This window comes from Pedococcus sp. (genome assembly GCF_036554925.1).
In the GTDB taxonomy this organism is placed as follows: domain Bacteria; phylum Actinomycetota; class Actinomycetes; order Actinomycetales; family Dermatophilaceae; genus Pedococcus_A.
On the sequence record NZ_DATBMI010000062.1, the window covers coordinates 18217 to 40023 of the forward strand.

General features: G+C 73.0%; 20 protein-coding genes. 16 read left to right on the plus strand and 4 right to left on the minus strand.

Going from position 1 to position 21807, the window contains the following annotated elements:
• The first annotated feature begins 1 nt into the window (after position 1).
• The 7 genes from VIB11_RS05075 to VIB11_RS05105 are packed head-to-tail and all read left to right on the plus strand — an operon-like array spanning position 2 to position 7323.
• Positions 2-1006, plus strand: coding sequence for a helix-turn-helix transcriptional regulator (locus tag VIB11_RS05075; RefSeq protein WP_332028983.1), 1005 nt, complete (start codon positions 2-4; stop codon positions 1004-1006).
• Positions 1003-2016, plus strand: coding sequence for a WYL domain-containing protein (locus VIB11_RS05080; protein ID WP_332028985.1), 1014 nt, complete (start codon positions 1003-1005; stop codon positions 2014-2016). The genes VIB11_RS05075 and VIB11_RS05080 overlap by 4 nt, the downstream gene beginning before the upstream one ends.
• Positions 2017-2027: 11 nt before the next feature.
• Positions 2028-2339, plus strand: coding sequence for a hypothetical protein (locus VIB11_RS05085; RefSeq protein ID WP_332028986.1), 312 nt, complete (start codon positions 2028-2030; stop codon positions 2337-2339).
• 37 nt (positions 2340-2376) lie between these two features.
• Positions 2377-2655 (plus strand): Sec-independent protein translocase subunit TatA, encoded by a 279-nt coding sequence (gene tatA, locus VIB11_RS05090; RefSeq protein ID WP_332028988.1) that lies wholly within the window; start codon positions 2377-2379, stop codon positions 2653-2655.
• A 52-nt stretch (positions 2656-2707) separates the two neighbouring features.
• Positions 2708-3520, plus strand: coding sequence for a twin-arginine translocase subunit TatC (tatC, locus tag VIB11_RS05095; protein ID WP_332028990.1), 813 nt, complete (start codon positions 2708-2710; stop codon positions 3518-3520).
• 9 nt (positions 3521-3529) lie between these two features.
• Entirely contained in the window at positions 3530-4438 is a 909-nt protein-coding gene (locus VIB11_RS05100) for a diacylglycerol/lipid kinase family protein (RefSeq protein WP_332028992.1), read from the plus strand.
• 26 nt (positions 4439-4464) lie between these two features.
• Positions 4465-7323 carry a DEAD/DEAH box helicase gene (locus VIB11_RS05105; protein WP_332028994.1) on the plus strand — a complete coding sequence of 953 codons (2859 nt, stop codon included), beginning with the start codon at positions 4465-4467 and terminating at the stop codon, positions 7321-7323.
• Between the two features lie 7 nt (positions 7324-7330).
• Here the strand turns inward: VIB11_RS05105 and VIB11_RS05110 are convergent, their stop codons facing one another.
• Positions 7331-8260 (minus strand): 5'-3' exonuclease, encoded by a 930-nt coding sequence (locus VIB11_RS05110; RefSeq protein WP_332028996.1) that lies wholly within the window; start codon positions 8258-8260, stop codon positions 7331-7333.
• 49 nt (positions 8261-8309) lie between these two features.
• Between VIB11_RS05110 and VIB11_RS05115 the strand changes: the two genes are divergently transcribed.
• On the plus strand, positions 8310-8732 hold the full coding sequence (locus VIB11_RS05115; RefSeq protein ID WP_332028998.1) for an Lrp/AsnC family transcriptional regulator: 423 nt from the start codon (positions 8310-8312) through the stop codon (positions 8730-8732).
• Positions 8733-8891: 159 nt separating this feature from the next.
• Here the strand turns inward: VIB11_RS05115 and VIB11_RS05120 are convergent, their stop codons facing one another.
• Together VIB11_RS05120 and VIB11_RS05125 are read right to left on the minus strand one after the other, a co-directional pair.
• Positions 8892-9476 carry a biotin transporter BioY gene (locus VIB11_RS05120; protein ID WP_332029000.1) on the minus strand — a complete coding sequence of 195 codons (585 nt, stop codon included), beginning with the start codon at positions 9474-9476 and terminating at the stop codon, positions 8892-8894.
• A gap of 84 nt (positions 9477-9560) precedes the next feature.
• Entirely contained in the window at positions 9561-11021 is a 1461-nt protein-coding gene (locus VIB11_RS05125; protein ID WP_332029002.1) for a lysine 2,3-aminomutase, read from the minus strand.
• An 86-nt stretch (positions 11022-11107) separates the two neighbouring features.
• On the opposite strand from VIB11_RS05125, the gene VIB11_RS05130 reads away from it, so the two are divergent.
• On the plus strand, positions 11108-12190 hold the full coding sequence (locus VIB11_RS05130; RefSeq protein ID WP_332029004.1) for an L-erythro-3,5-diaminohexanoate dehydrogenase: 1083 nt from the start codon (positions 11108-11110) through the stop codon (positions 12188-12190).
• Here VIB11_RS05130 and VIB11_RS05135 read toward each other — a convergent pair.
• Entirely contained in the window at positions 12187-13857 is a 1671-nt protein-coding gene (locus VIB11_RS05135) for a hypothetical protein (protein ID WP_332029006.1), read from the minus strand. The two genes, VIB11_RS05130 and VIB11_RS05135, sit on opposite strands and share 4 nt — an antisense overlap.
• Before the next feature lie 77 nt (positions 13858-13934).
• Between VIB11_RS05135 and VIB11_RS05140 the strand changes: the two genes are divergently transcribed.
• The 7 genes from VIB11_RS05140 (at position 13935) to VIB11_RS05170 (ending at position 21807) form a co-directional block, all read left to right on the plus strand.
• On the plus strand, positions 13935-15560 hold the full coding sequence (locus tag VIB11_RS05140) for an amidohydrolase (RefSeq protein ID WP_332029008.1): 1626 nt from the start codon (positions 13935-13937) through the stop codon (positions 15558-15560).
• 66 nt (positions 15561-15626) lie between these two features.
• Positions 15627-17225: a lysine 5,6-aminomutase subunit alpha gene (locus VIB11_RS05145; protein WP_332029010.1), complete on the plus strand. Its 1599-nt coding sequence runs from the start codon at positions 15627-15629 to the stop codon at positions 17223-17225.
• Entirely contained in the window at positions 17222-17989 is a 768-nt protein-coding gene (locus VIB11_RS05150; RefSeq protein WP_332029012.1) for an OAM dimerization domain-containing protein, read from the plus strand. Before VIB11_RS05145 ends, VIB11_RS05150 begins: the two co-directional genes overlap by 4 nt.
• Complete coding sequence (locus tag VIB11_RS05155) at positions 17986-18393, plus strand: hotdog domain-containing protein (protein ID WP_332029014.1); 408 nt, start codon at positions 17986-17988, stop codon at positions 18391-18393. The genes VIB11_RS05150 and VIB11_RS05155 overlap by 4 nt, the downstream gene beginning before the upstream one ends.
• A gap of 426 nt (positions 18394-18819) precedes the next feature.
• Positions 18820-20526 carry an apolipoprotein N-acyltransferase gene (gene lnt / locus VIB11_RS05160; protein ID WP_332029016.1) on the plus strand — a complete coding sequence of 569 codons (1707 nt, stop codon included), beginning with the start codon at positions 18820-18822 and terminating at the stop codon, positions 20524-20526.
• The gene (locus tag VIB11_RS05165) at positions 20519-21316 is read left to right on the plus strand and encodes a polyprenol monophosphomannose synthase (RefSeq protein ID WP_332029018.1); all 798 of its coding nucleotides are present in this window, start codon (positions 20519-20521) and stop codon (positions 21314-21316) included. The genes lnt and VIB11_RS05165 overlap by 8 nt, the downstream gene beginning before the upstream one ends.
• Positions 21301-21807: an FxsA family protein gene (locus VIB11_RS05170; protein ID WP_332029019.1), complete on the plus strand. Its 507-nt coding sequence runs from the start codon at positions 21301-21303 to the stop codon at positions 21805-21807. The genes VIB11_RS05165 and VIB11_RS05170 overlap by 16 nt, the downstream gene beginning before the upstream one ends.

Genomic DNA, 21807 nt, shown 5'->3' on the forward strand with positions numbered 1-21807 from the left:
CATGACCGCCCACGGAGGGCCCGCGGCCAAGACCGAGCGGCTGCTCAACCTCGTCCTCTGCCTCCTGTACACCCGCCGGCCGCTGCCGAAGTCGAAGATCCGCGAGGTCGTCCCGCAGTACGGCTCCGCCGCGTCCGACGAGGCCTTCGACCGCATGTTCGAGCGAGACAAGGACGAGCTGCGCGAGCTCGGCATCCCGCTGGTCACCGAGGACGTCAGCACCCTCTGGGAGGACGAGACCGGCTACCGGATCGACCAGCGCGAGTACGCGCTGCCGGAGATCGCGTTCGAGCCTGACGAGCTCGCCGTCCTCGGCCTCGCCAGCCGGGCGTGGGCGCAGGCGTCCCTGGCCGGACCCGCCGCGCAGGCCCTGCGCAAGCTCAAGGCCTCCGGCATCGAGCGCGACAGCGAGTCCCTCATCGGGATCGAGCCCCGGCTGAGGACGACCGAGCCGGCCTTCGAGGCGGTCAAGAACGCCGTCCTGATGCGCCAGGAGGTGGCCTTCGACTACCGCACCGGCGGTGAGGGGGAGGTCCGCCGGCGGCGGGTGCAGCCGTGGGGGCTGGCGTCGTGGCACGGCCGCTGGTACCTCACCGGCCATGACCTGGACCGCGCCGCCGAGCGGGTCTTCCGGCTCTCCCGGATCACCGGCCCGGTGCAGGTCCTCCCGGGGATCGGTGCCTTCGCCGTCCCGGCACACCACCGCCCGCGCGACCTGATCCGCAGGACCGTGGGGGAGCAGGAGCCGCAGCGGGCGACCCTGCGCGCCCGCGAGGGCCGCGGCCAGTCGCTGCGGCGTCGCGCCCTGGCGGTGCACGACGACGGCCCCGGCTGGTCGGTGCTCGACGTCGAGTTCGCCGACCCCGAGGCGCTGGCCGACGAGGTGACCGGTTTCGGGGCCGACGTGCTGGCCGTCGAGCCGTCCGAGGTGGTGGCAGCGGTCGTGCGCCGGCTGCAGGGTGCCGCAGGGGCCCACGGCGCGACGACAGAGGGGGAGCTCCCATGAGCGCCGCGGCACGCGGGCCCAGGAAACCGCCGGAGTCGGCGACCGCCCGGCTGGCGAGGCTGCTCACGATGGTGCCGTGGCTGGTCAACCGGCAGGGCATCGACCTCGCGGAGGCTGCCGCCGGGCTGGGGGTGTCGGAGGCGCAGCTCGAGGACGACCTGCGGCTGCTGTTCCTCTGCGGCTACGGCCAGATGCCCGACGAGCTGATCGACGCCCAGTGGGAGGGCGGCCGGGTCTTCGTCACCAACGCCGATGCCATCGCCCGGCCGCTGCGGCTCGGCATCGACGAGGCGCTGACCCTCATGGTGGGGCTGCGTGCCCTGGCCGCCGTGCCGGGGATCGGTGAGCGGGAGGCCATCGAGCGCGCGCTGGCCAAGCTGGAGCAGGCCACCGGCGCGAGCGCGGAGGCGGCGGCCCGGGTCGACGTCGCCATCGACGACGCGGTCGAGGCACAGGTGCTCGAGGGCGCCCGCCGCGCGCTGGAGCAGCGGCGTCGTGTGCACCTGCGCTACCTCGTGCCGAGCCGCGACGAGTCCACCGAGCGCGACGTCGACCCCATGCGCGTGCTGAACCTCGACGCCCACTGGTACCTCGAGGGCTGGTGCCACCGCGCCCAGGACACCCGGCTGTTCCGCATGGACCGCATCGAGCGGCTCGACGTCCTCGACGTCGACGGCACACCGCCCGAGCAGGCCCGGCTGCGCGACCTCACCGCGGGCACGTTCGTGCCGCGCGAGGACGACCTCGTGGTGCGGATGCGCCTGCTGCCCGGCGCCACGTGGGTCAGCGACTACTACCCCGTGGACTCCGTGGACCGGCACGACGACGGCTCGCAGACCGTCACGCTCCGCACGGCCGACACGCTCTGGCTGCACCGGCTGCTGTGGCGCCTCGGTGGTCGTGGGATCGTCCTCGAGCCCGCCGAGCTGGCAGCCGAGGTGAGGGCGGGCGCTCAGGAGGCCCTCGCGGCATACGAGGGCCTCACCGGCACCACGCCGGCGGACGGGTAGGGTCGGGCACCGTGTGGTGGTGGGTACTGATCTGGACGCTGCTCGTGGTCATCGCGGGCGCGTACCTCGCTGGGCGGCTGTGGGCGCTCTGGGGGCAGGTCAAGGAGCTGACCGCCGAGACCGAGCGCGCCGCGCAGACCCTCTCCGCCCTCGAGGCCCAGGTGGAGCGGCTGGGGGAGCGGGCCCCGGCTCCGCCCCTGGCCGTCTTCCAGGACCCGCGTGACCTGCGGCACCACCGCACGACCACCCGGGCAGAGCTGCGGCGACAGCGCGCCGAGCGCCGTGCCGAGCGGCTCCCGCGCTGGGCCCGCGACGTAGACTGACGCCTGAGACCACCACCGCCACGGAAAGGCACCCTTCATGCCCAATATCGGCGCCCCCGAGATCATCATCATCGCGGTCGTGATCATCCTGCTCTTCGGCTGGAAGCGGCTGCCCGATGCCGCGCGCAGCGTCGGCCGCTCCATGCGCATCTTCAAGTCCGAGGTCAACGAGATGAAGACCGACACCAAGAGCGCAGCCAGCCAGGACACCGTCAAGGGCGAGACCGTCCAGAACGCCGACGGCGCGACCGGCACCCACCCGCTCCGCGAGGACAACAGCCCGAAGACGGACAACCAGTCCGGCCCGGTGGCCTGAGCGTCCCGACGACCGAGCACCCGACCCGATCACCGACACCGCCAGCCCACGCATGGCCCCACTCCGCCGACGACGCCGCAACCCCGAGGGCCGGATGTCGCTGGGCGACCACCTGCGCGAGCTCCGGCGCCGCCTGTTCATCTCCGCGGTGGCCCTCGCCCTCGGCGCGGTGGTCGGCTGGATCTACTACCCGCAGGTCTACGCCCGGCTGGCCGCGCCGTTCTACGCCTACAAGGAGGCGAGCGGCAACGAGCTCGTCAGCCTGAACTTCAGCAACGCGACGGCAGCCTTCTCGCAGCAGGTCAGCATCTCCATCTTCGTCGGCGTGCTGCTGTCGAGCCCGGTGTGGCTCTACCAGCTGTGGGCGTTCATCGTGCCGGGGCTGACGAAGAAGGAGAAGCGCGTCTCGCTGGCCTTCGTCGCGGCCATCGTCCCGCTGTTCCTCGCGGGCTGCTGGATGGCCTACCTCACGATGCCCAAGGCCTTGACCCTGCTCTACGGCTTCACCCCCGAGGGCGCCTCCAACATCCAGCAGACCTCGGACTACTTCGGGTTCGTCACCCGCTTCATCGTCGTCTTCGGCCTGGCCTTCCTGCTCCCGGTCTTCCTCGTCGCGCTCAACGTCGCCCACGTGGTCTCGGCGCGGGGCATGCTGAAGACCTGGCGGCCGGCCGTGTTCGTGATCTTCGTCTTCGCGGCCGTCGCGACCCCGACCCCCGACCCCTTCACGATGTTCCTGCTCGCCGGTCCGCTCGTGGTGCTCTACTTCGCGGCGATCGGCGTCGCGTGGCTCATCGACCGGCGCCGCTCCAAGGCGCGCCCCGAGTGGGCCGACCTGGCGGACGACCAGGCCTCGGCGCTGTAGCGTTCGCGCGTGGGCAAGCGCATCGGCCTCGTCGTCAACCCGACGTCGGGCAAGAACCGCGGGGGAGCTCTCGGCATCGAGGTGGCGCACCGGCTGCGCAGTGCCGGTCACGAGGTGCTCGACCTCTCCGACGAGACGGCCGGGGCGGCCCGCGACCGGGCCCTGGGCGCGATCGCCCAGGGGATCGACGTGCTCGCCGTCACCGGCGGCGACGGCATGGTCAACCTCGGCGTGAACCTCTGCGCGGACACCAAGACCCCGCTGGCCATCATCGCGGCCGGAACCGGCAACGACGTCGCCCGTGGCCTGGGGCTGCCGGTGCACGACCCGCTCGCTGCGGCCGACATCGTCACCACTGGCCTGCCCCGCCAGATCGACGCGGTCCGCCACACCACGGCCGCCGGCGACACCCACTGGTATGCCGGGGTGCTGGGTGCCGGGTTCGACTCCCTCGTCAACGAGCGGGCCAACACCTGGCCCTGGCCCAAGGGCAGGATGCGCTACAACCTCGCCATCGCCCGCGAGCTCCCGCTCTTCCGTGCCATCCCGTATGCCGTGACCGTCGACGGCGTGCGCCACCAGACCGCCGCGATGCTCGTGGTCGTGGCGAACGGGCCGTCCTACGGGGGTGGGATGCGGGTCTGCCCGGACGCGCGGCTCGACGACGGCCTCGCGGACGTGATGATCCTGCACGAGCTGAGCACCATCGAGTTCCTCAAGGTGTTCCCCAAGGTCTTCAGCGGCTCCCACCTCGGCCACCCCGCGGTGGAGGTGCTGCGCGGCCGGGAGGTCACGCTGGAGGCGGACGGCATCGTGGCGTACGCCGACGGCGAGCGCTTCGCGCCACTGCCGATCACGGTCGAGGTGGTTCCGGGGGCGCTGACCGTCCTCGCCCCCGTCGCGCCGCGCCGCTCGTGAGGGCTCGGCTGACATAGCCTGACGGCATGTCTTCCCCCGCCGAGCGCTATGCGGAGGCTGCCCGCCGCGCGCAGCAGGCCCAGACCCAGCTCACCACCTTCATCGAGGGCCTCGCCTTCCCCCTGGACGACTTCCAGGTGCACGCCTGCGAGGCGGTCGAGGCCGGCAAGGGCGTCCTCGTGGCCGCGCCGACCGGCGCGGGCAAGACGATCGTCGGCGAGTTCGCCGTCCACCTTGCCCTGGCCACCGGGCGGAAGGCGTTCTACACCACGCCGATCAAGGCCCTGTCGAACCAGAAGTACAACGACCTGGTCCGCGTCCACGGCGCCTCGAAGGTCGGCCTGCTGACCGGCGACTCCTCGATCAACGGGGAGGCGCCGGTGGTGGTCATGACCACCGAGGTGCTGCGCAACATGATGTATGCCGGGTCCTCCACCCTGCGCGGCCTCGGCTTCGTGGTCATGGACGAGGTGCACTACCTCGCCGACCGGTTCCGAGGCGCCGTGTGGGAGGAGGTCATCATCCACCTCGCCGAGGACGTGCAGGTCGTCTCGCTGTCGGCGACGGTGAGCAACGCCGAGGAGTTCGGTGCGTGGCTGGCGGAGGTGCGCGGCAACCATGAGGTCATCGTGTCCGAGCACCGGCCGGTGCCCCTGTGGCAGCACATGATGGTGGGCCAGACCCTGCACGACCTGTTCGTCGACGAGACGTCGGCTCCGACCGCCTCGCTCGACGCCACGCGCGTCAACCCCGAGCTGCTCGGGGCGATCCGCCAGCTCGAGCAGCGCGGGCGGTTCCTCGACGACGGCCGCCTCGGTGGGGCGCCGCGGGGTGGCGCACGTGGCGGCGGGCGCGGGAGAGGCTCCCGCGGCCCCGGGGGCGGCCCCGGGGGCGGCCCCGGGGGCGGTCCCGGGGGGCGGGGGTTCGTCCGCGACGGCGGCGGTGGCCGACCCGGTGGGGGAGCCACGCGGGCCGAGGTGGTGGCCCGGCTCGACCGCGAGGGGCTGCTGCCGGCGATCACGTTCATCTTCAGCCGCGCCGGGTGCGACGCCGCGGTGCGGCAGCTGCTCCAGGACGGCATGCGGCTGGTTCCCGAGCAGGAGGGGGAGCGGATCCGACGGCTGGTCGAGGAGCGGGTGCAGGCCCTGCTCGACGAGGACCTCTCGGTGCTGGGCTACTGGGACTTCGTCGAGGGCCTGACCCGCGGCTTCGCGGCCCACCACGCGGGCATGCTCCCGACGTTCCGCGAGATCGTCGAGGAGCTGTTCACCGCGGGGCGCATCCGGGCCGTCTTCGCCACCGAGACGCTCGCCCTCGGCATCAACATGCCCGCGCGGACCGTCGTCATCGAGAAGCTCGTGAAGTTCAACGGCGAGACCCACGCCGACATCACCCCCGCCGAGTACACCCAGCTGACGGGCCGTGCCGGACGCCGGGGCATCGACATCGAGGGGCACGCCCTCGTGCTGTGGAACCGGGGCATGGATCCCCTCGCCGTGGCGGGCCTGGCCTCCACCCGCACCTACCCGCTGAGGTCGAGCTTCCGGCCCACGTACAACATGGCCGTCAACCTCGTGGCGCAGGTGGGCCGCGACGTGGCCCGCGAGATCCTCGAGACGTCGTTCGCACAGTTCCAGGCGGACCGTGCAGTGGTGGGCCTGGCCCGAGCCGTGCGGCGCAACGAGGAGGGCCTCGAGGGGTACGCCGAGGCGATGACGTGCCACCTCGGCGACTTCCGCGAGTATGCCGCGCTGCGCAACGAGATCCGCACCCTCGAGAAGGAGGGGGCCAGGGCCCGGGCGGCCAGCCGCCGGGCCGAGGCGGCCTTGAGCCTGGAGGCCCTCAGGACCGGCGACGTGATCCGGATCCCGGCCGGCCGTCGGGCGGGCTACGCCGTGGTGGTGCAGCCCAGCAAGAGCCACCGGGGCGAGCCCGCTGCCCCGACGGTGCTGACTGAGGACAAGCAGGTGCGCCGGCTCACCCTCGTCGACGTGCCCGAGCCTGTCGAGGCCCTGACCCGGGTGAAGGTGCCGCCGCACTTCAACGCCAAGAGCCCCAAGTCACGGCGCGACCTCGCCACCAGCCTGCGCATCGCCGTGCCCCACGAGCCGCCGCCTCGCAAACGGGCCCGGGAGGCCGCCGCGGGGGAGGAGGGCCGCGTCGACGACCTCCGCCGCCGGATGCGGGCGCACCCGTGCCACCAGTGCCCCGACCGCGAGGAGCACGCCCGGTGGGCGGAGCGCTGGTGGCGGGTCAAGCGCGAGACCGTGGGGCTGCAGCGCAAGGTCGAGGGCCGCACGAACTCCGTGGCCAAGACCTTCGACCGGATCTGCAGCCTCCTCGACGAGACGGGCTACCTGTCGGAGGACGGCCGGCGCGTGACCCCGCAGGGGGAGACCCTGCGACGCCTCTACACCGAGAAGGACCTGCTGGCCGCCGAGTGCCTCCGGCTCGGGCTGTGGAAGCGCCTCGACCCGGCAGAGCTGGCCGCCGTGGTGTCCGCTCTCGTCCACGAGCCGCGCCGGGACGAGGCCGACCCCAACCCCAGGCTGCCGACCGACGAGGTCGCGGAGGCGGTGGCCGGCATGAACCGGGTGTGGTCCGAGATCGAGGACCGCGAGCGCGACCTCGGTCTGCCTCTCACCGCAGACCCGGACGCCGGGATGGCCTGGATGATGCACCGCTGGGCCAGTGGCCAGCGCCTCGACGCCGTCCTGCGCGGCCACGACATGGCTGCGGGAGACTTCGTACGCCGCTGCAAGCAGGTCGTCGACCTGCTCGACCAGATCGGCGACGCCGCGCCGGAGCCCACGCTGCGGGCGACGGCTCGCAAGGCCGTCGACGCCGTCATGCGTGGCGTGGTGGCCGCCGACCGTCTCGACTGACCCGGCGTCAGATGATGTCGAGGGCGGTGAGCACCCGCTTGAACGGGTTGGTCAGCCCGTAGTCGTCGGCCAGGCGGCCGAGCAGGTCGGGGTCGGCGACCTCGCGCGGCAGCGCGGCGCTGACCTCCGGGACGGGTGCGTCGTGGGCGACCTTGACGACCATGGGCGCGACGTCGAGGTAGGCCGCGCCCGCCTCGAGCCGCACCCGCTGGGCGCCCTTGATCTCCGGGTCCCCGCCGTCGACGGCGGCCCGCAGCGAGGCGAGGTCGCCGTAGCGGGCGATGAGCTTGGCCGCCGTCTTCTCCCCGATGCCGGCCACCCCCGGCAGCCCGTCACTGGCGTCTCCCCGGAGCACCGCCAGGTCGGCGTAGGCACGCCCCGACGCCACGTCGTACCGGGCGGACAGGAAGGCCTCGTCGACCAGGTCGGGCTCGCGCACGCCGCCCTTGCCCGTGTAGAGGACCCGAACCCCCGCCGCGTCGTCGACGAGCTGGAAGAGGTCCCGGTCGCCCGTGACCACGTCGACCGGGATGCGTCCGGCGGCCTGGTGCACCAGCGTGCCGATGACGTCGTCCGCCTCGTAGCCGTCCGCGCCGACCCGCGCGATCCCCACAGCCGCCAGCGCGTCGCGGATGAGCGGGACCTGCGGGGTGAGCGCCTCGGGTACCTCCTCCTCGTGCCCGCTCCCGTCCGCGAGCCGGTGCGCCTTGTAGGTCGGGATGGCGTCGACCCGGAACTGTGGGCGCCAGTCGTTGTCCCAGCACGCCACGAGGTGCGTGGGTCGGTGGGCCGTCACGAGCGTCGCGATCATGTCGAGGAAGCCGCGCACGGCGTTGGTCGGCGGCTCCGACGTGTCCCTGCGCTGGTCCGGCACACCGAAGAAGGCGCGGAAGTACAGGCTTGCGGAGTCGAGGAGCATCAGACGGCCGGCGGTCATGGGCCCATGCTCCCACCCCGCGCACCGCTGCCTCAGTAGGGTGTCGTCCGTGGAAGACCAGGACCGCCGCATCGTCGAGCTCCTTCGCGCCGACGGCCGGATGAGCTATACGGATCTCGGCAAGGCCATGGGCATGTCCACCTCGGCGGTCCACCAGCGCGTGCGGCGCCTCGAGGAGCGCGGCGTCATCAAGGGCTACTCGGCCGTCGTCGACCACGGTGCGCTCGACCTCCCCCTCACGGCGTTCATCTCGATCACGCCCCTCGACCCCGCCGCACCGGACGACATCCCCGACCGGCTGCGTGACGTCACCGAGCTCGAGGCCTGCCACTCCGTCGCCGGCGACGAGAACTACATCCTCAAGGCCAGGGTCCGGGCGCCGGGCGACCTCGAGGAGCTGCTCGCGCGGATCCGGGCCACCGCGAACGTCGCCACACGCACGACCGTCGTGCTCTCGACCCCCTGGGAGTGAGCGGCGGCCTCCAGTCCGTAGGAGGCCGCCGCGGGGTCGTGCGGGCAGGGATGGGCGTCGAACGTGACGCCCGCCCGGCTCAGCGCCGTGGTGGCCGGCGTGCCGGGGGTGGAGTCCCTGCGTCGCGCCACCACAGCCTGGGTGTGCCCCTCGGCCGCGTCAGCGGGACTCGACCCGCTCGACGATCTTCCACGCACCGGGGAGCAGGCCCGCGGCGATGACGATCTTGATCGCGTCGCCGACCAGGAACGGCACGACGCCCTTCTCGATCCCGGTCGCGAGGTCCATGCCCGTCGCCCCCATGAGGTAGGGGACACCCACGGCGTAGATGACGAGGTTGCCGAGCACCATCGTGCGCACGGTGCGGAGCGGGGTCCGGTCACCGCCCCGGGAGGCGAGCCAGCCCACCAGGGCCCCGGCGAGCACGAAGCCGATGATGTAGCCGAACGACGGGAAGCCCCAGCCGCTGGTCTGGCCGGCGAACCAGGGCATGCCGGCCATGCCTGCCAGCAGGTAGATGCCGATGCTGAGCGCTCCGCGGACGGGGCCGAGGGCTGCGCCGGTGAGCAGCACGGCGAAGGTGCCGAGCGACAGCGGGACCGGCGTGAAGGACAACGGGATGCTGAGCTGGGCGAGCAGGCCGACGAAGGCCGCACCGCCGAGGACGAGGACGGCGTCACGAACGAGGCCACCGGGGATGGCGTCGGCGAGGACACGGTTGCGGGGGATGGCGATGACAGTCACGGGAGCAACCTAGCGAACCCGGTGCGCGCGGCACACCGGCATCTCAGGACGAACCCCACGGTGACGCCCCCTGTGGTTGGCGCCTCAGACCAGCGCTGCGTCCCGGGCCGCGGCCTCGCGGCTGGCCGCGGCGTGGTCGAGCGCCGTGGCGTGGGCCTCCTCGTGCCCGTCCTGCTCGCGCCACCAGGCCTGGCCCGACTCGGGCAGCGTGTAGATCGGGTCGTAGTAGACGTAGTCGCGGGACAGCGCCTCGGTGTCGGCCCCCTCGATGGAGGTGCGGTAGTTCTTGCGCCAGTACGACATGCCCTTCTCGGTGTCGTAGGACTCGACCTGGTGCACCCAGCGCTTGCCGACGAACGGTACGTCGCACACGATGCGCGGCGTCGCGAAGCCCGGCAGGTAGCCCATCATCGCGTGCTGGAGGTGCTGGGCCTCGGCGAGCGAGAGCCGCCAGTGCTCGCTGAACGGGATCATGTCGCACATGTAGAAGTAGTACGGCGTGACCATCGCGTCGTCCTGCAGGGCGAAGCAGAGGTCGAGGAGCTGCTCGGTGGAGTCGTTGACACCGCGCATGAGCACGCCCTGGTTGCGCACGTCGCGGACACCGGCCTCGAGCATCGCCCTCGAGGCCCGGGCGACCGCCGGCGTCACGGACTGGGCGCTGTTCACGTGGGTGTGGATCGCCAGCGAGACCCCGCGCTCGCGGGCCGTGCGGGCCACCCGGCCGACACCCTCGACCACGTCGTCCTGCAGCCAGTGCTGCGGCAGCCCCATGAGCGCCTTGGTGGCCAGGCGGATGTCGCGGATGTTCTCGATCTCGAGGAGCCGGTCGAGGAAGGCCTCGAGGTTCTTCCAGGGCATGTTGGCCACGTCACCGCCGGAGACCACGACGTCGCGCACGGAGGGCGTGGCGGACAGGTAGGCGAGCATCGCGGCATACCGGTCGACCGGCTTGCCCGCGAGCTTGAGCTTCGCGATCTGCGGCGTGGAGTTGCCGACGAGGTCCATGCGGGTGCAGTGCCCGCAGTACTGCGGGCAGGTCGGCAGCATCTCCGCGAGCACCTTGGTCGGGTACCGGTGCGTCAACCCCTCGGCGACCCACATGTCGTGCTCGTGCAGGCTGTCACGGGTCGCGTGGGGGTGGGAGGGCCAGTCGGCGCGCCGGTCGGAGAACACCGGGAGCATGTAGCGGCGCACGGGGTCGGCGTAGAAGGCGCGGGTGAACTCCGCGCCGGCAGCCGGCATCCGGCCGTCGGCCCAGGTCACCTCGCTGACCATGGTGTTGAGCATCTGGGGCGGCACGAGCATCGACATCGTCGCCCGCTCGGCCTGGTCGCGCTCGAGGTCGGCGTAGAAGGACTCGGTCAGCAGGTCGCCCATGAGCTCGCGCAGCTGGCGGACGTTCTTGACGCAGTGGGCACGCTGCCACTGGGCGCTGGCCCAGTCCGACTCGGTGACGTCGCGCCAACCGGGGAAGCGCGTCCAGTCCGGCTCCACCAGCTCGCGGTGGCGGTAGGCGTAGGGCTGCTCGATCTGCGTGCTCATAGATGGCAGGATACGCAATGTCTGCGCGTCTTCGTGCCAGCAGGCCGCAAGTTTTCCCGTCCGTGTCGTGTTCAGAGGGAGATTCTGTGTCCCAGCGCCCATCCTCGCCCGTCGGCCTCCACCGCGTGCTCGACCCGGAGGGTGCCGCGCTTCCGCAGGCCGCCCGCCGCGTGGATGCCAGGCCCGAGCTCTGGCCGGACGAGGTGCGGATCCGGGTCGAGACCCTCAACCTCGACGCGGCGTCGTACCGCCAGCTCGCCGACACCCACACCGGCCCGGGCGGCGAGGTCGACGGGGATGCGCTGCGGGCCGCCGTGCTGGAGATCATCGAGGCCCGCGGCAAGATGCAGAACCCGGTCACGGGTTCCGGCGGCATGCTGATCGGGACGGTCGACGAGGTCGGGCCGGAGAGCCCCCTGGGGCTCCAGCCGGGCGACCACGTCGCCACCCTGGTGTCGCTGTCCCTGACCCCGCTGCACATCACGGACGCGCTCGCCCGCTGGGACGGCCGCTCCGAGCGGGTTCCTGCCGAGGGTCACGCCATCCTCTTCGGCCGCTCGATCGCCGCGGTGCTCCCCGAGGACCTGGCCCCCGACCTCGCACTCATGGTCATGGACGTGTGCGGAGCACCCGCCCTCGTGGCCAGGGTGGTGCGGGAGTATGCCGCGCGGCCCGGCCGGGAGGCGCCGTCGGTGCTCGTCCTCGGCGGCGCCGGGAAGTCCGGCTCGCTGTCGCTCGCCGCGGCGGCGGACGCCGGTGCCGGCCGGCGGGTCGCCGTGGTGCCGAACGAGCGGGAGGCGGCCCTGCTCGCGGGCACCGGGCTGGCCGAGGACGTGGTCGTCGCCGACGCGCGCAGCCCCCTGGGCCTGTCCGAGGCCGTTGCTCGGGCGGGCGGCCCGGCCGACATCACCGTGGTCTGCGTCGACGTGCCCGGCTGCGAGCAGCCCGCCATCCTCTCGACCGCACAGGGCGGGACGATCATCTACTTCTCCATGGCGACGAACTTCGCGGCCGCCGCCCTCGGGGCCGAGGGCCTGGCCGCGGATGTCCGCATGCTCGTGGGCAACGGGTACGTCCCGGGACACGCCGCCTACGCCCTGGACCTCGTGCGGGGGAACGCGGCCGTACGGGGCCTGTTCGAGGCGCGGCTGGCGGCGGAGACCGCCTAGCCCGCGTCGTTCGCCGCCGGCTCGGTGGGGGTGGCGCCCTTGGTCGAGCCCTTCTCGCGCCCGGGTGAGGTGGGCTCGTCCCCCTTCGACGACCCGCCGCCGGATCCGCTGCCCCGACCGTCGTCGGTCTCGGACTGGCCCGGAGCAGTGTCACGCCCACCACCGCTGCCCTGCCCCTTGCCACCCGAGGCGTCCGCGTCGTCGGACGTGGGAGCGGGGGCAGGCTCGGGCGAGGGCTGCGTGGAGGGTTCGGGCGCCTCCGTGGTCGTGGGCGGGGGAGTGGGCTCCGTCGTCACCGGGGGTGTCGAGGGGGTCTCCTCCGGGGTCACCGGGGGCGTCGTCGGGGCGGTGGTCTCGCTGCTGGGCGGCGTCGACGTCGTCGACGGCGCTGGGATGGTGGTCGCCGGTGCGCTGGGCTCAGCCGTCTCCGTCGCCGTCGAGGCAGGCGCCCCGAGGCTGGCGCAGTAGGCCGGGACAGCGGTCACGCTGCCCGCGGCCACGACGAGCGGGCGCATCTCCACGGAGGTCTCGGGCGCTCCGCCACGGGAGGTCTGGGCGTCCCAGGCCGTGCACAGGACGACCAGGGCGAGCCTCTCCTCCGTCACCGCGGTGGTCGCGGAGGGCAGTCGCAGCCCGGTGGCGGACCTGCCCGCCAGCGAACGCTCGCCGACGACCGTGCCGGCCGGGGGAGCGGAGGACCTGGTCGTGGACCGGGGTGAGGGCGGTGCAGCAGCCGCGGGCGCGGTGGACTCGGACGGCTCGGCAGGCGGGGGCGCGCCGATCACGCGGTGCATGACCTGCTGGACCGGCGCGGGCAGCCCACCGGTGTAGGCGGCGGCACTGAGAGCGCCGATGCCGACGACGAGGGCGGAGGCTGCGGCCGCGCCCGCGCCCAGTCGCCCGGCGCGCCGGAGCGGGATCACGGTGGCCGGGGGGGCAGGAGCCGCGGGCCGCGCGGTCGGAACCGCGGGCCGTGCCGGCGGGACGACGGCCGCGAAGACGGTGAGGACCGCCGCCTCGTCAGCGACCTCCTCGGGCCGGAACGGCTGCTGCAGGATGGCCGTGAGCTCCTCGGGCGAGCGGCCGAGGGCGTGCAGCCCGTCCAGCTCGTCGCGGGTGACCGAGTCGACGTCAACACCCAGCAGGGCCGCCACCGATGGCGCGGCGAGTCCGCCGACCAGGCGCAGGGCCAGGACCTCGGCCTGGGCCTCCGGCAGGGCGCGCAGGGCCTCGACGGCGGCGTCGAGCTGCACGACCGAGGGCTCGGGACCGGCCGACGAGAGGGTCTCGCGGTCGGCGCTCCCGGGCTCCGCGGGGTCGTCGACGCTGCCGGCGAGGAACGCTGCCATCTCGCCGTCGAGGTCGTCGTCCGCCAGGAGTGGCACGGACTCGAACAGCCAGTCGAGCCTCGCCTTCTCGTCGGCGGCCTGCTGCCGCGCGAGGCCGAAGACGAGCTCGCGCCAGCTGGTCTCGTCGCCGGAGAACCCGGGGACGCGGCGCACCGCGGTCACCCAGCTCTCGCACGCGAGGTCGTGTGCGTCGGCGGGGGAGACGACGCGCAGGTAGCGGATGACGGCAGGGTTCAGGTCGCGCCACAGGCAGGCAAAAGCCTGCGCGTCACCCTGCTGGGCAGCGCGCATCGCGTCGTAGAACCTTCCCCCGGCCACGTGCCCAGTATGGCTGAGGCGGCCGCCGGGTTCCCTAGTCCGTTCGGTTGGTTCTCACACCCTCTAGGGTGACGCGGGTGACCACTCTGTACCGCGGCGGATTCGTCTACAGCCCGGTCGACCCCTTCGCGAACGCGATGGTGGTCGACGGCGGCACGATCGCGTGGATCGGTGGTGACGACGCAGCGGCCGTGCACGCCGACGGGGTCGACGAGGTGGTGGAGCTCGACGGCGCGCTGCTGGCCCCGGCCTTCGTGGACGCCCACGCCCACCTGTCGCAGACGGGCGCGGCCCTGCGCGGCGTCGACGTCTCCAGCGCCCCCTCCCTGGCCGCCGCCCTCTCCCGGGTGGAGGACGCCGCCCGCGCGCAGCAGGGCCGGCCGGTCTACGCCCCCAACTGGGACGAGCGCCACTGGCCCGAGGCGCGGCCCGCCACGGCCAACGAGCTCGACCGCGCCACCTACGGCGGTGTCGTCTACATGCCCCGCGTCGACGGCCACTCGGCGGTGATCTCCTCGGCCCTCGCCGCTGCCTCCGGGGCCGACCGGCATGCCGGGTGGCTGGGCGACGGACTCGTGACCCGCGAGGCGCACCACGTCGCCCGCGAGGCGTTCAACCGGGCGATCAGCCCGTCCCAGCGCCGCTCCGACATCGACCTCGCGCTCCGGGCGGCGGCCAAGGCAGGCATCGGCCTGGTGCACGAGAACGGCGGACGGATCCTGTCCTCGGACGACGACTTCTCCGACGTGCTGGCGGCGGGGGAGCGGGGCGACGGCCCGCAGACCCTCGGCTACTGGGCCCAGCTGGTCGCCACCGAGCAGGAGGCGCGCGAGGCGGCCCGCCTGCACGGCGCCCGTGGGCTGGCCGGTGACCTCAACGTCGACGGATCGATCGGCTCCCGTACGGCCCACCTGCGGGAGCCGTACGCCGACGCACCCGGCCACCGGGGGAACGGCTACCTGACCGTGGAGCAGGTCCGCGACCACATCGCGGCGTGCTCGCTCGCCGGCGTGCAGGGTGGGTTCCACGTCATCGGCGACGCCGGCGTCGAGACGGTCGTCGAGGGCATCGAGGCCGCTGCTGCGCTCGTGGGCGCCGACGTCGTCCGGCGCGCCCGGCACCGCCTGGAGCACCTCGAGATGATCGACGCCGACGGCATCCGTCGGCTCGTGGCCCTCGGCGTGACCGCCAGTGTCCAGCCCGCCTTCGACGCCCACTGGGGTGGGGGAGACGGCATGTATGCCGCTCGGCTGGGCCGGGAGCGGGTGGCCGGCATGAACCCGTTCGCGTCGATGCTCGCCGAGGGCATGAGCGTCGCGCTCGGCTCCGACTCCCCGGTGACGCCGTTCGCGCCCTGGGAGGCGGTGCGGGCGTGCGTGAACCACCACGTGGCCGAGCAGCGTGTCTCCGCCCGGTCGGCCTTCCTGGCCCACACGCGGGGCGGGTGGCGTGCGGCCGGCCTCGACGACCGCGGCTACCTCGACCTCGGGCTGCCCGCGACGTTCGCCGTCTGGGAGGTCGGTGACCTCGTCGTGCAGGCCCCCGACGACCGGATCCAGACCTGGAGCACCGACCCGCGCTCGGGGACCCCCGGCCTGCCCGACCTCAGCCCCGGCGCCCCCGCGCCGCGGGCCCTGCGCACCGTGGTCCGGGGCCGTACCGTCTTCGACGCAGGGGCTCTCGTCCCGACCACAGGGCACTAGAGAGGATCTTGCGGTGCGGAGGGCCCGCGACCGCAAATCCTCTGCTGTCACTGCTAATCTCGCGGAGTGTCTGCAAGAGTGAAACCGCTGCTCGACCTCGATCCCACTGTCGTCCGCCGCGCCCGGACCCTCGCCCGGCAGGCAGGCCGGCCGGTCGTGAAGCTGGCCCAGAGCCACACCACCGTGTCCGTCGAGCGGGCCACGCTCCGGCTGGCCGGACTCGCCGGCGCCGACCACGAGCGCGTGCCGTGGGTGAACCACCTCGTCGACGCGGTCCGCGAGGAGGTCGGCCTCGAGCACGGCGTGACCACTCCGGTCTTCGACGCCCTGCGCCGAGGGGAGGCCGAGGACCTCCTCACCCTGGCCCAGAAGTCGTCGAGCGGGTCGGTCTCGTTCCGCCTGCCCGAAGGCCGCGAGGCTGCCCGCGCCCAGTCCGCGGCGCGGCGGGAGGTCGCGCGCGGTATCCGGACCATCGACCGGCAGCGGGCCACGCGCGAGCGGCTGGTGAAGCGCCACGGCGACCCGAAGCAGCGTCCGTGGATCTACCTGATCGTCGCCACCGGCGACATCCACGAGGACATCCCGCAGGCGCAGGCTGCGGCCCGCGAGGGCGCCGACATCATCGCGGTCATCCGCTCGACCGGGCAGTCGCTGCTCGACTACGTGCCCGAGGGCGCGACGCGCGAGGGCTACGCCGGCACGTACGCCACCCAGGAGAACGTCCGTCTCATGCGGGCCGCGCTGGACGAGACCTCCAAGGAGCTCGGCCGGTACATCCGCCTGACCAACTACGCGTCCGGCCTCTGCATGCCGGAGATCGCGACGCTGGCCGGCCTCGAGCGGCTCGACATGATGCTCAACGACTCGATGTACGGCATCCTCTTCCGCGACATCAACCCGGTGCGCACGTTCGTCGACCAGCGCTTCAGCCGCCAGATCCACGCCAGGGCCGGGATCATCATCAACACGGGCGAGGACAACTACCTCACGACGGCGGACGCGGTGGAGGCAGCCCACACGGTCACCGTGAGCCAGCTCCTCAACGAGTACTTCGCCAAGGAGGCGGGGCTGCAGGACTGGCAGCTCGGCCTCGGCCACGCGTTCGAGATCAACCCGGACCTGCCCGACTCCTTCCGGATGGAGCTCGCCCACGCGCTGCTCGCCCGCCAGCTCTTCCCGGACGCCCCGCTGAAGTGGATGCCACCGACCAAGCACATGACAGGGGACGTCTTCCGCGGGCACCTGCTCGACGGCTTCTTCAACCTGGCCGGCGCCATGACCGGGCAGGGGATCCTGCTCGTGGGCATGATGACCGAGGCCGTGGTGACGCCGTTCCTGTCCGACCGTGACCTCGCCCTTCAGAACGTCAGGTACGTCCTCGGCGCCGCAGGTGGGCTCACCGAGGACTTCCACCCGCCGCGTGACGGGTTCATCCAGACCCGGGCCCGGCAGGTCCTCGGCGAGGCCGTCGACCTGCTCGAGGCGATCGTGCACGACAGCGACGCCGCCGGGGACCCCCCACTGCTCGCGGCGATCGCCGACGGCACGTTCGGGCTGATGAAGCGGCCCGCGAGCAGGGGCAAGGGCCTCGACGGTGTCGTGCGCCGGGCCCAGGGCTACGACAACCCGGCGATCACCCTGCTCGAGGCGGGGGAGACCCGATGACCGCCACGGAGCGCGTGCAGCCCGACCTCATCCGCCCCTACGGCGACACCACCGGCGACGGCATGGTGCAGCTGTCCTTCACCCTCCCGCTGCCGCACGACAAGCGCGCCGAGGGCGCCGCCCTGCAGCTGGCCGCCAAGATGGGCCTGGACCCGGCCCTGCTGGTCCACGCCAAGCCCATCGGCGACGGCTACACCTTCTTCGTCGTCTACGGCAGCGTGCACCACCTCGTCGACCTGCGGAAGGTCGAGGTCGTCGAGCGCGAGTTCCCGCTCCTGAGCCCGAAGGAGGTCAACCGGGCCATCAAGACGCGGCTGCGGCGCAAGCTCGTGGTGGTGGGCGCCTGCATCGGCACGGACGCCCACACCGTCGGGATCGACGCGATCCTGAACATCAAGGGCTTCGCCGGTGAGAAGGGTCTGGAGTACTACCGCGAGATCAAGGTGGTGAACCTCGGGGCCCAGGTGCTGGTCCCCGAGCTGGTCGCCCGGGCCCGCGAGGAGAAGGCCGACGCGGTGCTCGTCAGCCAGGTCGTCACCCAGAAGGACGCCCACATCCACAACACCTCCACGATGTCCGCGGCCTTCCGGGAGGCCTACCCCGCTGGGAAGGTCCCCCTCCTGATCGCCGGTGGCCCCCGCTTCGAGGAGGGTTCCGCGCCGCGCCTCGGCGTCGACCGCATCTTCGGCCGCGGCACCACGCCCGGCGAGGTCGCGAGCTACCTCGTCCACGCCCTCGTCGCCAGCAAGGAGAGCAGCCGATGACCCGCTCGAGCCAGCCCGAGGTCGGCCTCAGCGTCGTACACCGCCGCTACGTGCCCTACAGCCACGCCCACTACGCCGGCAACCTCGTCGACGGTGCCTACTCCCTCGCTGCCTTCGGCGACGTCGCCACCGAGATGTGCATCCGCACGGACGGCGACGAGGGCCTCTTCGCCTCCTACTCCGACGTGCAGTTCCGCGCGCCGGTGCGCGCCGGAGACGTCATCGAGGTCGAGGCCCGCCTGGTGCGCGTCGGCTCGCGCAGCCGCGAGATGGAGTTCGAGGTGCGGGTTGTCGGACGAGGGGCGCCGGGGCGCGGCGAGTCTGCCGCCGACATTCTCGAGCCCCCCGTGGTGGCCACCACGGCGAGGGGCGTCGTGGTGGTTCCGCCGACGTCCATCGGGTGAACGGATGAGGTGGGACGGGCTGCACCGGCGTGTCGACGACGACACGCCGACGTGGCCCGGAATCTCTGCGCCACAACGGGTTTCGCACAGGGGTCTGACCTGCGCGGATGGCCGTCGCCGCAGGTGAACGACGGGTTGACACCGCTCGACCGGGCGGTTGTATGTTTGCCCACGGTCGTCCACGGAGTTCCGCAGACGGGGGACCGCAGGAGCAGGGGTAGAGACAGCGGCATTCGGTGGCTAGCGCGCGCAGCCACCGCTGAGCCAGTCGCTGGACTCGACCCCTCTGCTGCGCCACCCGCCTCGCGGAGATGGACGCCGGCATGGCCCGCGCGCTCAGTAGACAACAGCCTGCCGCCGATACCCGATCGGCGACCGGCTGGTCCCAACGGCAGCGCGGGCCGTGCTGTGTCATAGCGTGGCCCTGTGCCCGCGCCCTCGATCCGACGCCCCTCACCGGCGCGGGTCCCCGCCCTCCGCCGCGCCGGCCTGGCCGTCGCCTCCGGGCTTGTGCTGGCGTGGGCCTTCCCCACCCACGACCAGTGGTGGCTCGCACCCGTCGCCGTGGCGGCGCTGTCTGCCGCCGTGCTGGGCGCCACCTGGCGACTGGCGGCGGGCCTGGGACTCCTGACCGGTCTGGCCTTCTTCCTCCCGACGCTGTCCTGGTCGGGGATCTACGTCGGTGCCCTGCCCTGGGTCGCCCTCTGCGTGCTGCAGGCGCTCTACCTGGCGGCCATGGCCGCGGTGACCGCCGCCGTGCAGCACCCCCTCCTCGGCACCCGGCTGCAGCCCCTGGTGTATGCCGCCGTGCCCGTCGTCTGGGTCCTGCAGGAGACGGCACGCTCGCACACGCCCTTCGGCGGGTTCCCGTGGGCCCGCCTCGCCTTCAGCCAGGCGGACAGCCCGCTGGCCAACCTGGCCGCGTATGCCGGGGCGCCGGGGATCACCTTCGCCGTCGCCGCGCTGGGAGCCGCGCTCCACGCGGGCATCGCCGCGCTCTGGCACCGCCGCCGCGCCCGCGCGGGCGACCTGGGGCCGGTCGGCACGGAACGGGTCGGCACGGAACGGGTCGGCAGGGAACGGGTCGGTGCGAAGGGTGCCGGCCGCGCGGCATACGGGCTGGCCGTCGCGGTGGGCGCGGCCGCCGTGCTCCCGGCGGCCGCGGCGGTGGCCCTCACGCCCCCCACGGACGGGCGCCCGGTCGACGTGCTGTTCGTGCAGGGCAACGTGCCGCGCCCGGGGCTGGACTTCAACGCCGAGCGGCGCAGGGTCCTCGACAACCACGTCGAGCAGACCCTGCGCGGGACGGCCGGGCTGACGAGGCCGCCCAGCCTGGTCGTCTGGCCGGAGAACTCCTCGGACATCGACCCGTTGCGCAACGACGACGCGGGCGCGGCCATCCGCCGAGCCGTCGACGCAGCCGGGGCCCCGGTGCTCGTCGGGGCGGTCCTGCGCGAGCCCGCCCCGCGGATCTCCAACGTCAGCCTGTTCTACCGACCCGGGGGAGGGGAGCCCGAGCGGTACGTCAAGCAGCACCCGGTGCCCTTCGCCGAGTACATCCCGTTCCGCTCGTTCTTCCGCCTGCTCAGCGACAAGGTGGACCTGGTCAGCTCGGACTTCGCCGCGGGGGAGGCGCCCGCCGCCTTCGAGGTCCCGGTGGCGGGGGCGGCGTCCTACTGGGCGGTTCCGACCATCTGCTTCGAGGTCGCCTACGACGACCTGATGCGCGAGGCGACGCTGCAGCCCGGGCGGCGCGACAACCTCCTGGTGGTGCAGACGAACAACGCCACGTTCGGCTACACGGCCGAGTCGGAGCAGCAGTTCGCCATCTCGCGGATCCGGGCGATCGAGCACGGCCGGTCGGTCGTGCACGTCTCCACCGTCGGCGTCAGCGCGTTCATCCACCCCGACGGCACGGTCGAGGACAAGACGGCCCTCTTCACCGCGGCAGCGGCGCACGGCACCCCCGTGGTCCGCAGCGAGGTCACCGTCTCCGACCGCATCGGGGACGCCCCCGAGTGGGCCGCCGCGCTCCTGCTGCTGCTGCTCGCGGGCGCCGCGCGATGGCAGGCGTCCCGGAGCGCTAGGGTCGTGCCCCACCCACGCACAGAAGAGGAAGCAGCCGTTGTCTGAACGCCCCGAGTCGGCCGCAGCCGGAGGACCGACCATCGGCCGCGTCCTGGTGTGCATCCCCACCTACAACGAGCGAGAGAACCTCCCGCCCGTCGTGGCACGGGTGCGGGCGGCGGTCCCCGATGCCGACGTGCTGGTGCTCGACGACAACTCACCCGACGGCACGGGAGACGTGGCGGACGACCTCGCCGCCGGCGACGACGCCGTGCGCGTCCTGCACCGCGCGGGGAAGGAGGGCCTGGGCGCCGCCTACCTCGCGGGGTTCGCGTGGGCGCTGGAGCGCGGCTACGACGCGATCGTGGAGATGGACGCGGACGGCTCGCACCAGCCCGAGCAGCTGCCGAGCCTGCTGGCCGCGCTCGAGCACGCCGACCTGGTGATCGGGTCGCGGTGGGTCCACGGCGGGTCCGTCGTCAACTGGCCGCTCCACCGCAAGGCGCTGAGCGTCGGGGGCAACCTCTACACCCGCGTGCTGCTCGGCATGGGCGTCAACGACGCGACGGCGGGGTACCGCGCGTACCGCGCGGCCGCCCTGCGCGAGATCGGGCTGCAGGACGTCGCCTCCCAGGGGTACTGCTTCCAGGTGGACCTGACCAACCGGGCGGTGCGCCGCGGTTTGCGCGTCACGGAGGTACCGATCACGTTCGTCGAGCGCGAGATCGGCGACTCGAAGATGAGCGGCGACATCATGCGCGAGTCGCTCCAGCGGATCACCCGGTGGGGCCTGCAGCACCGCGTCACCCAGGTGCGCTCGCTGCGCCACCGCGAGGAGACATGGCACCGCCTGTAGGCGGCCCGCACCGGGCGCGCCGTCGGCCGCCGTGGCTGACGGTCGTGTTCCTGCTGCTGCTGGTCGTGCCCATCCTCGAGATCGCGACCATCATCGCCGTCGGCAGGGTCATCGGGGGCTGGCAGACCCTCGTGCTGCTGCTCCTGGAGTCCGCGCTCGGGGCGTGGCTGGTCCGCCGCGAGGGGGCTCGCACCTGGGCGGCGCTGGTCGAGGCGCTCAACACCGGTCGGATGCCGAGCCGCCAGCTCGCCGACGCCGCGCTCGTGCTCGTCGGCGGCACCCTGCTGCTCACTCCCGGCTTCCTCACCGACATCGTCGGCTTCTTCCTCATCCTGCCGCTGACCCGGCCGCTGGCACGGCGCGCCCTCGAGGCAGTCGTCGCGCGCCGGCTGCTCGGCGGGTTCTTCGGCGGCCCGGGGAGCGGCCGAGGTGGCCAGGGTGGACCCCGGGGCGACGGTGGTCCGGACATCATCGAGGGAGAGGTCCTCTGA

Bases quoted from the DNA above. Each gene is read 5' to 3' on its own strand.
- VIB11_RS05075 (WP_332028983.1), top strand. From the start codon at position 2: ATGACCGCCCACGGAGGGCCCGCGGCCAAGACCGAGCGGCTGCTCAAC.
- VIB11_RS05080 (WP_332028985.1), top strand. From the start codon at position 1,003: ATGAGCGCCGCGGCACGCGGGCCCAGGAAACCGCCGGAGTCGGCGACC.
- tatA (WP_332028988.1), top strand. From the start codon at position 2,377: ATGCCCAATATCGGCGCCCCCGAGATCATCATCATCGCGGTCGTGATC.
- tatC (WP_332028990.1), top strand. From the start codon at position 2,708: ATGGCCCCACTCCGCCGACGACGCCGCAACCCCGAGGGCCGGATGTCG.
- VIB11_RS05105 (WP_332028994.1), top strand. From the start codon at position 4,465: ATGTCTTCCCCCGCCGAGCGCTATGCGGAGGCTGCCCGCCGCGCGCAG.
- VIB11_RS05110 (WP_332028996.1), bottom strand. From the start codon at position 8,260: ATGACCGCCGGCCGTCTGATGCTCCTCGACTCCGCAAGCCTGTACTTC.
- VIB11_RS05125 (WP_332029002.1), bottom strand. From the start codon at position 11,021: ATGAGCACGCAGATCGAGCAGCCCTACGCCTACCGCCACCGCGAGCTG.
- VIB11_RS05150 (WP_332029012.1), top strand. From the start codon at position 17,222: ATGACCGCCACGGAGCGCGTGCAGCCCGACCTCATCCGCCCCTACGGC.
- VIB11_RS05155 (WP_332029014.1), top strand. From the start codon at position 17,986: ATGACCCGCTCGAGCCAGCCCGAGGTCGGCCTCAGCGTCGTACACCGC.
- VIB11_RS05170 (WP_332029019.1), top strand. From the start codon at position 21,301: ATGGCACCGCCTGTAGGCGGCCCGCACCGGGCGCGCCGTCGGCCGCCG.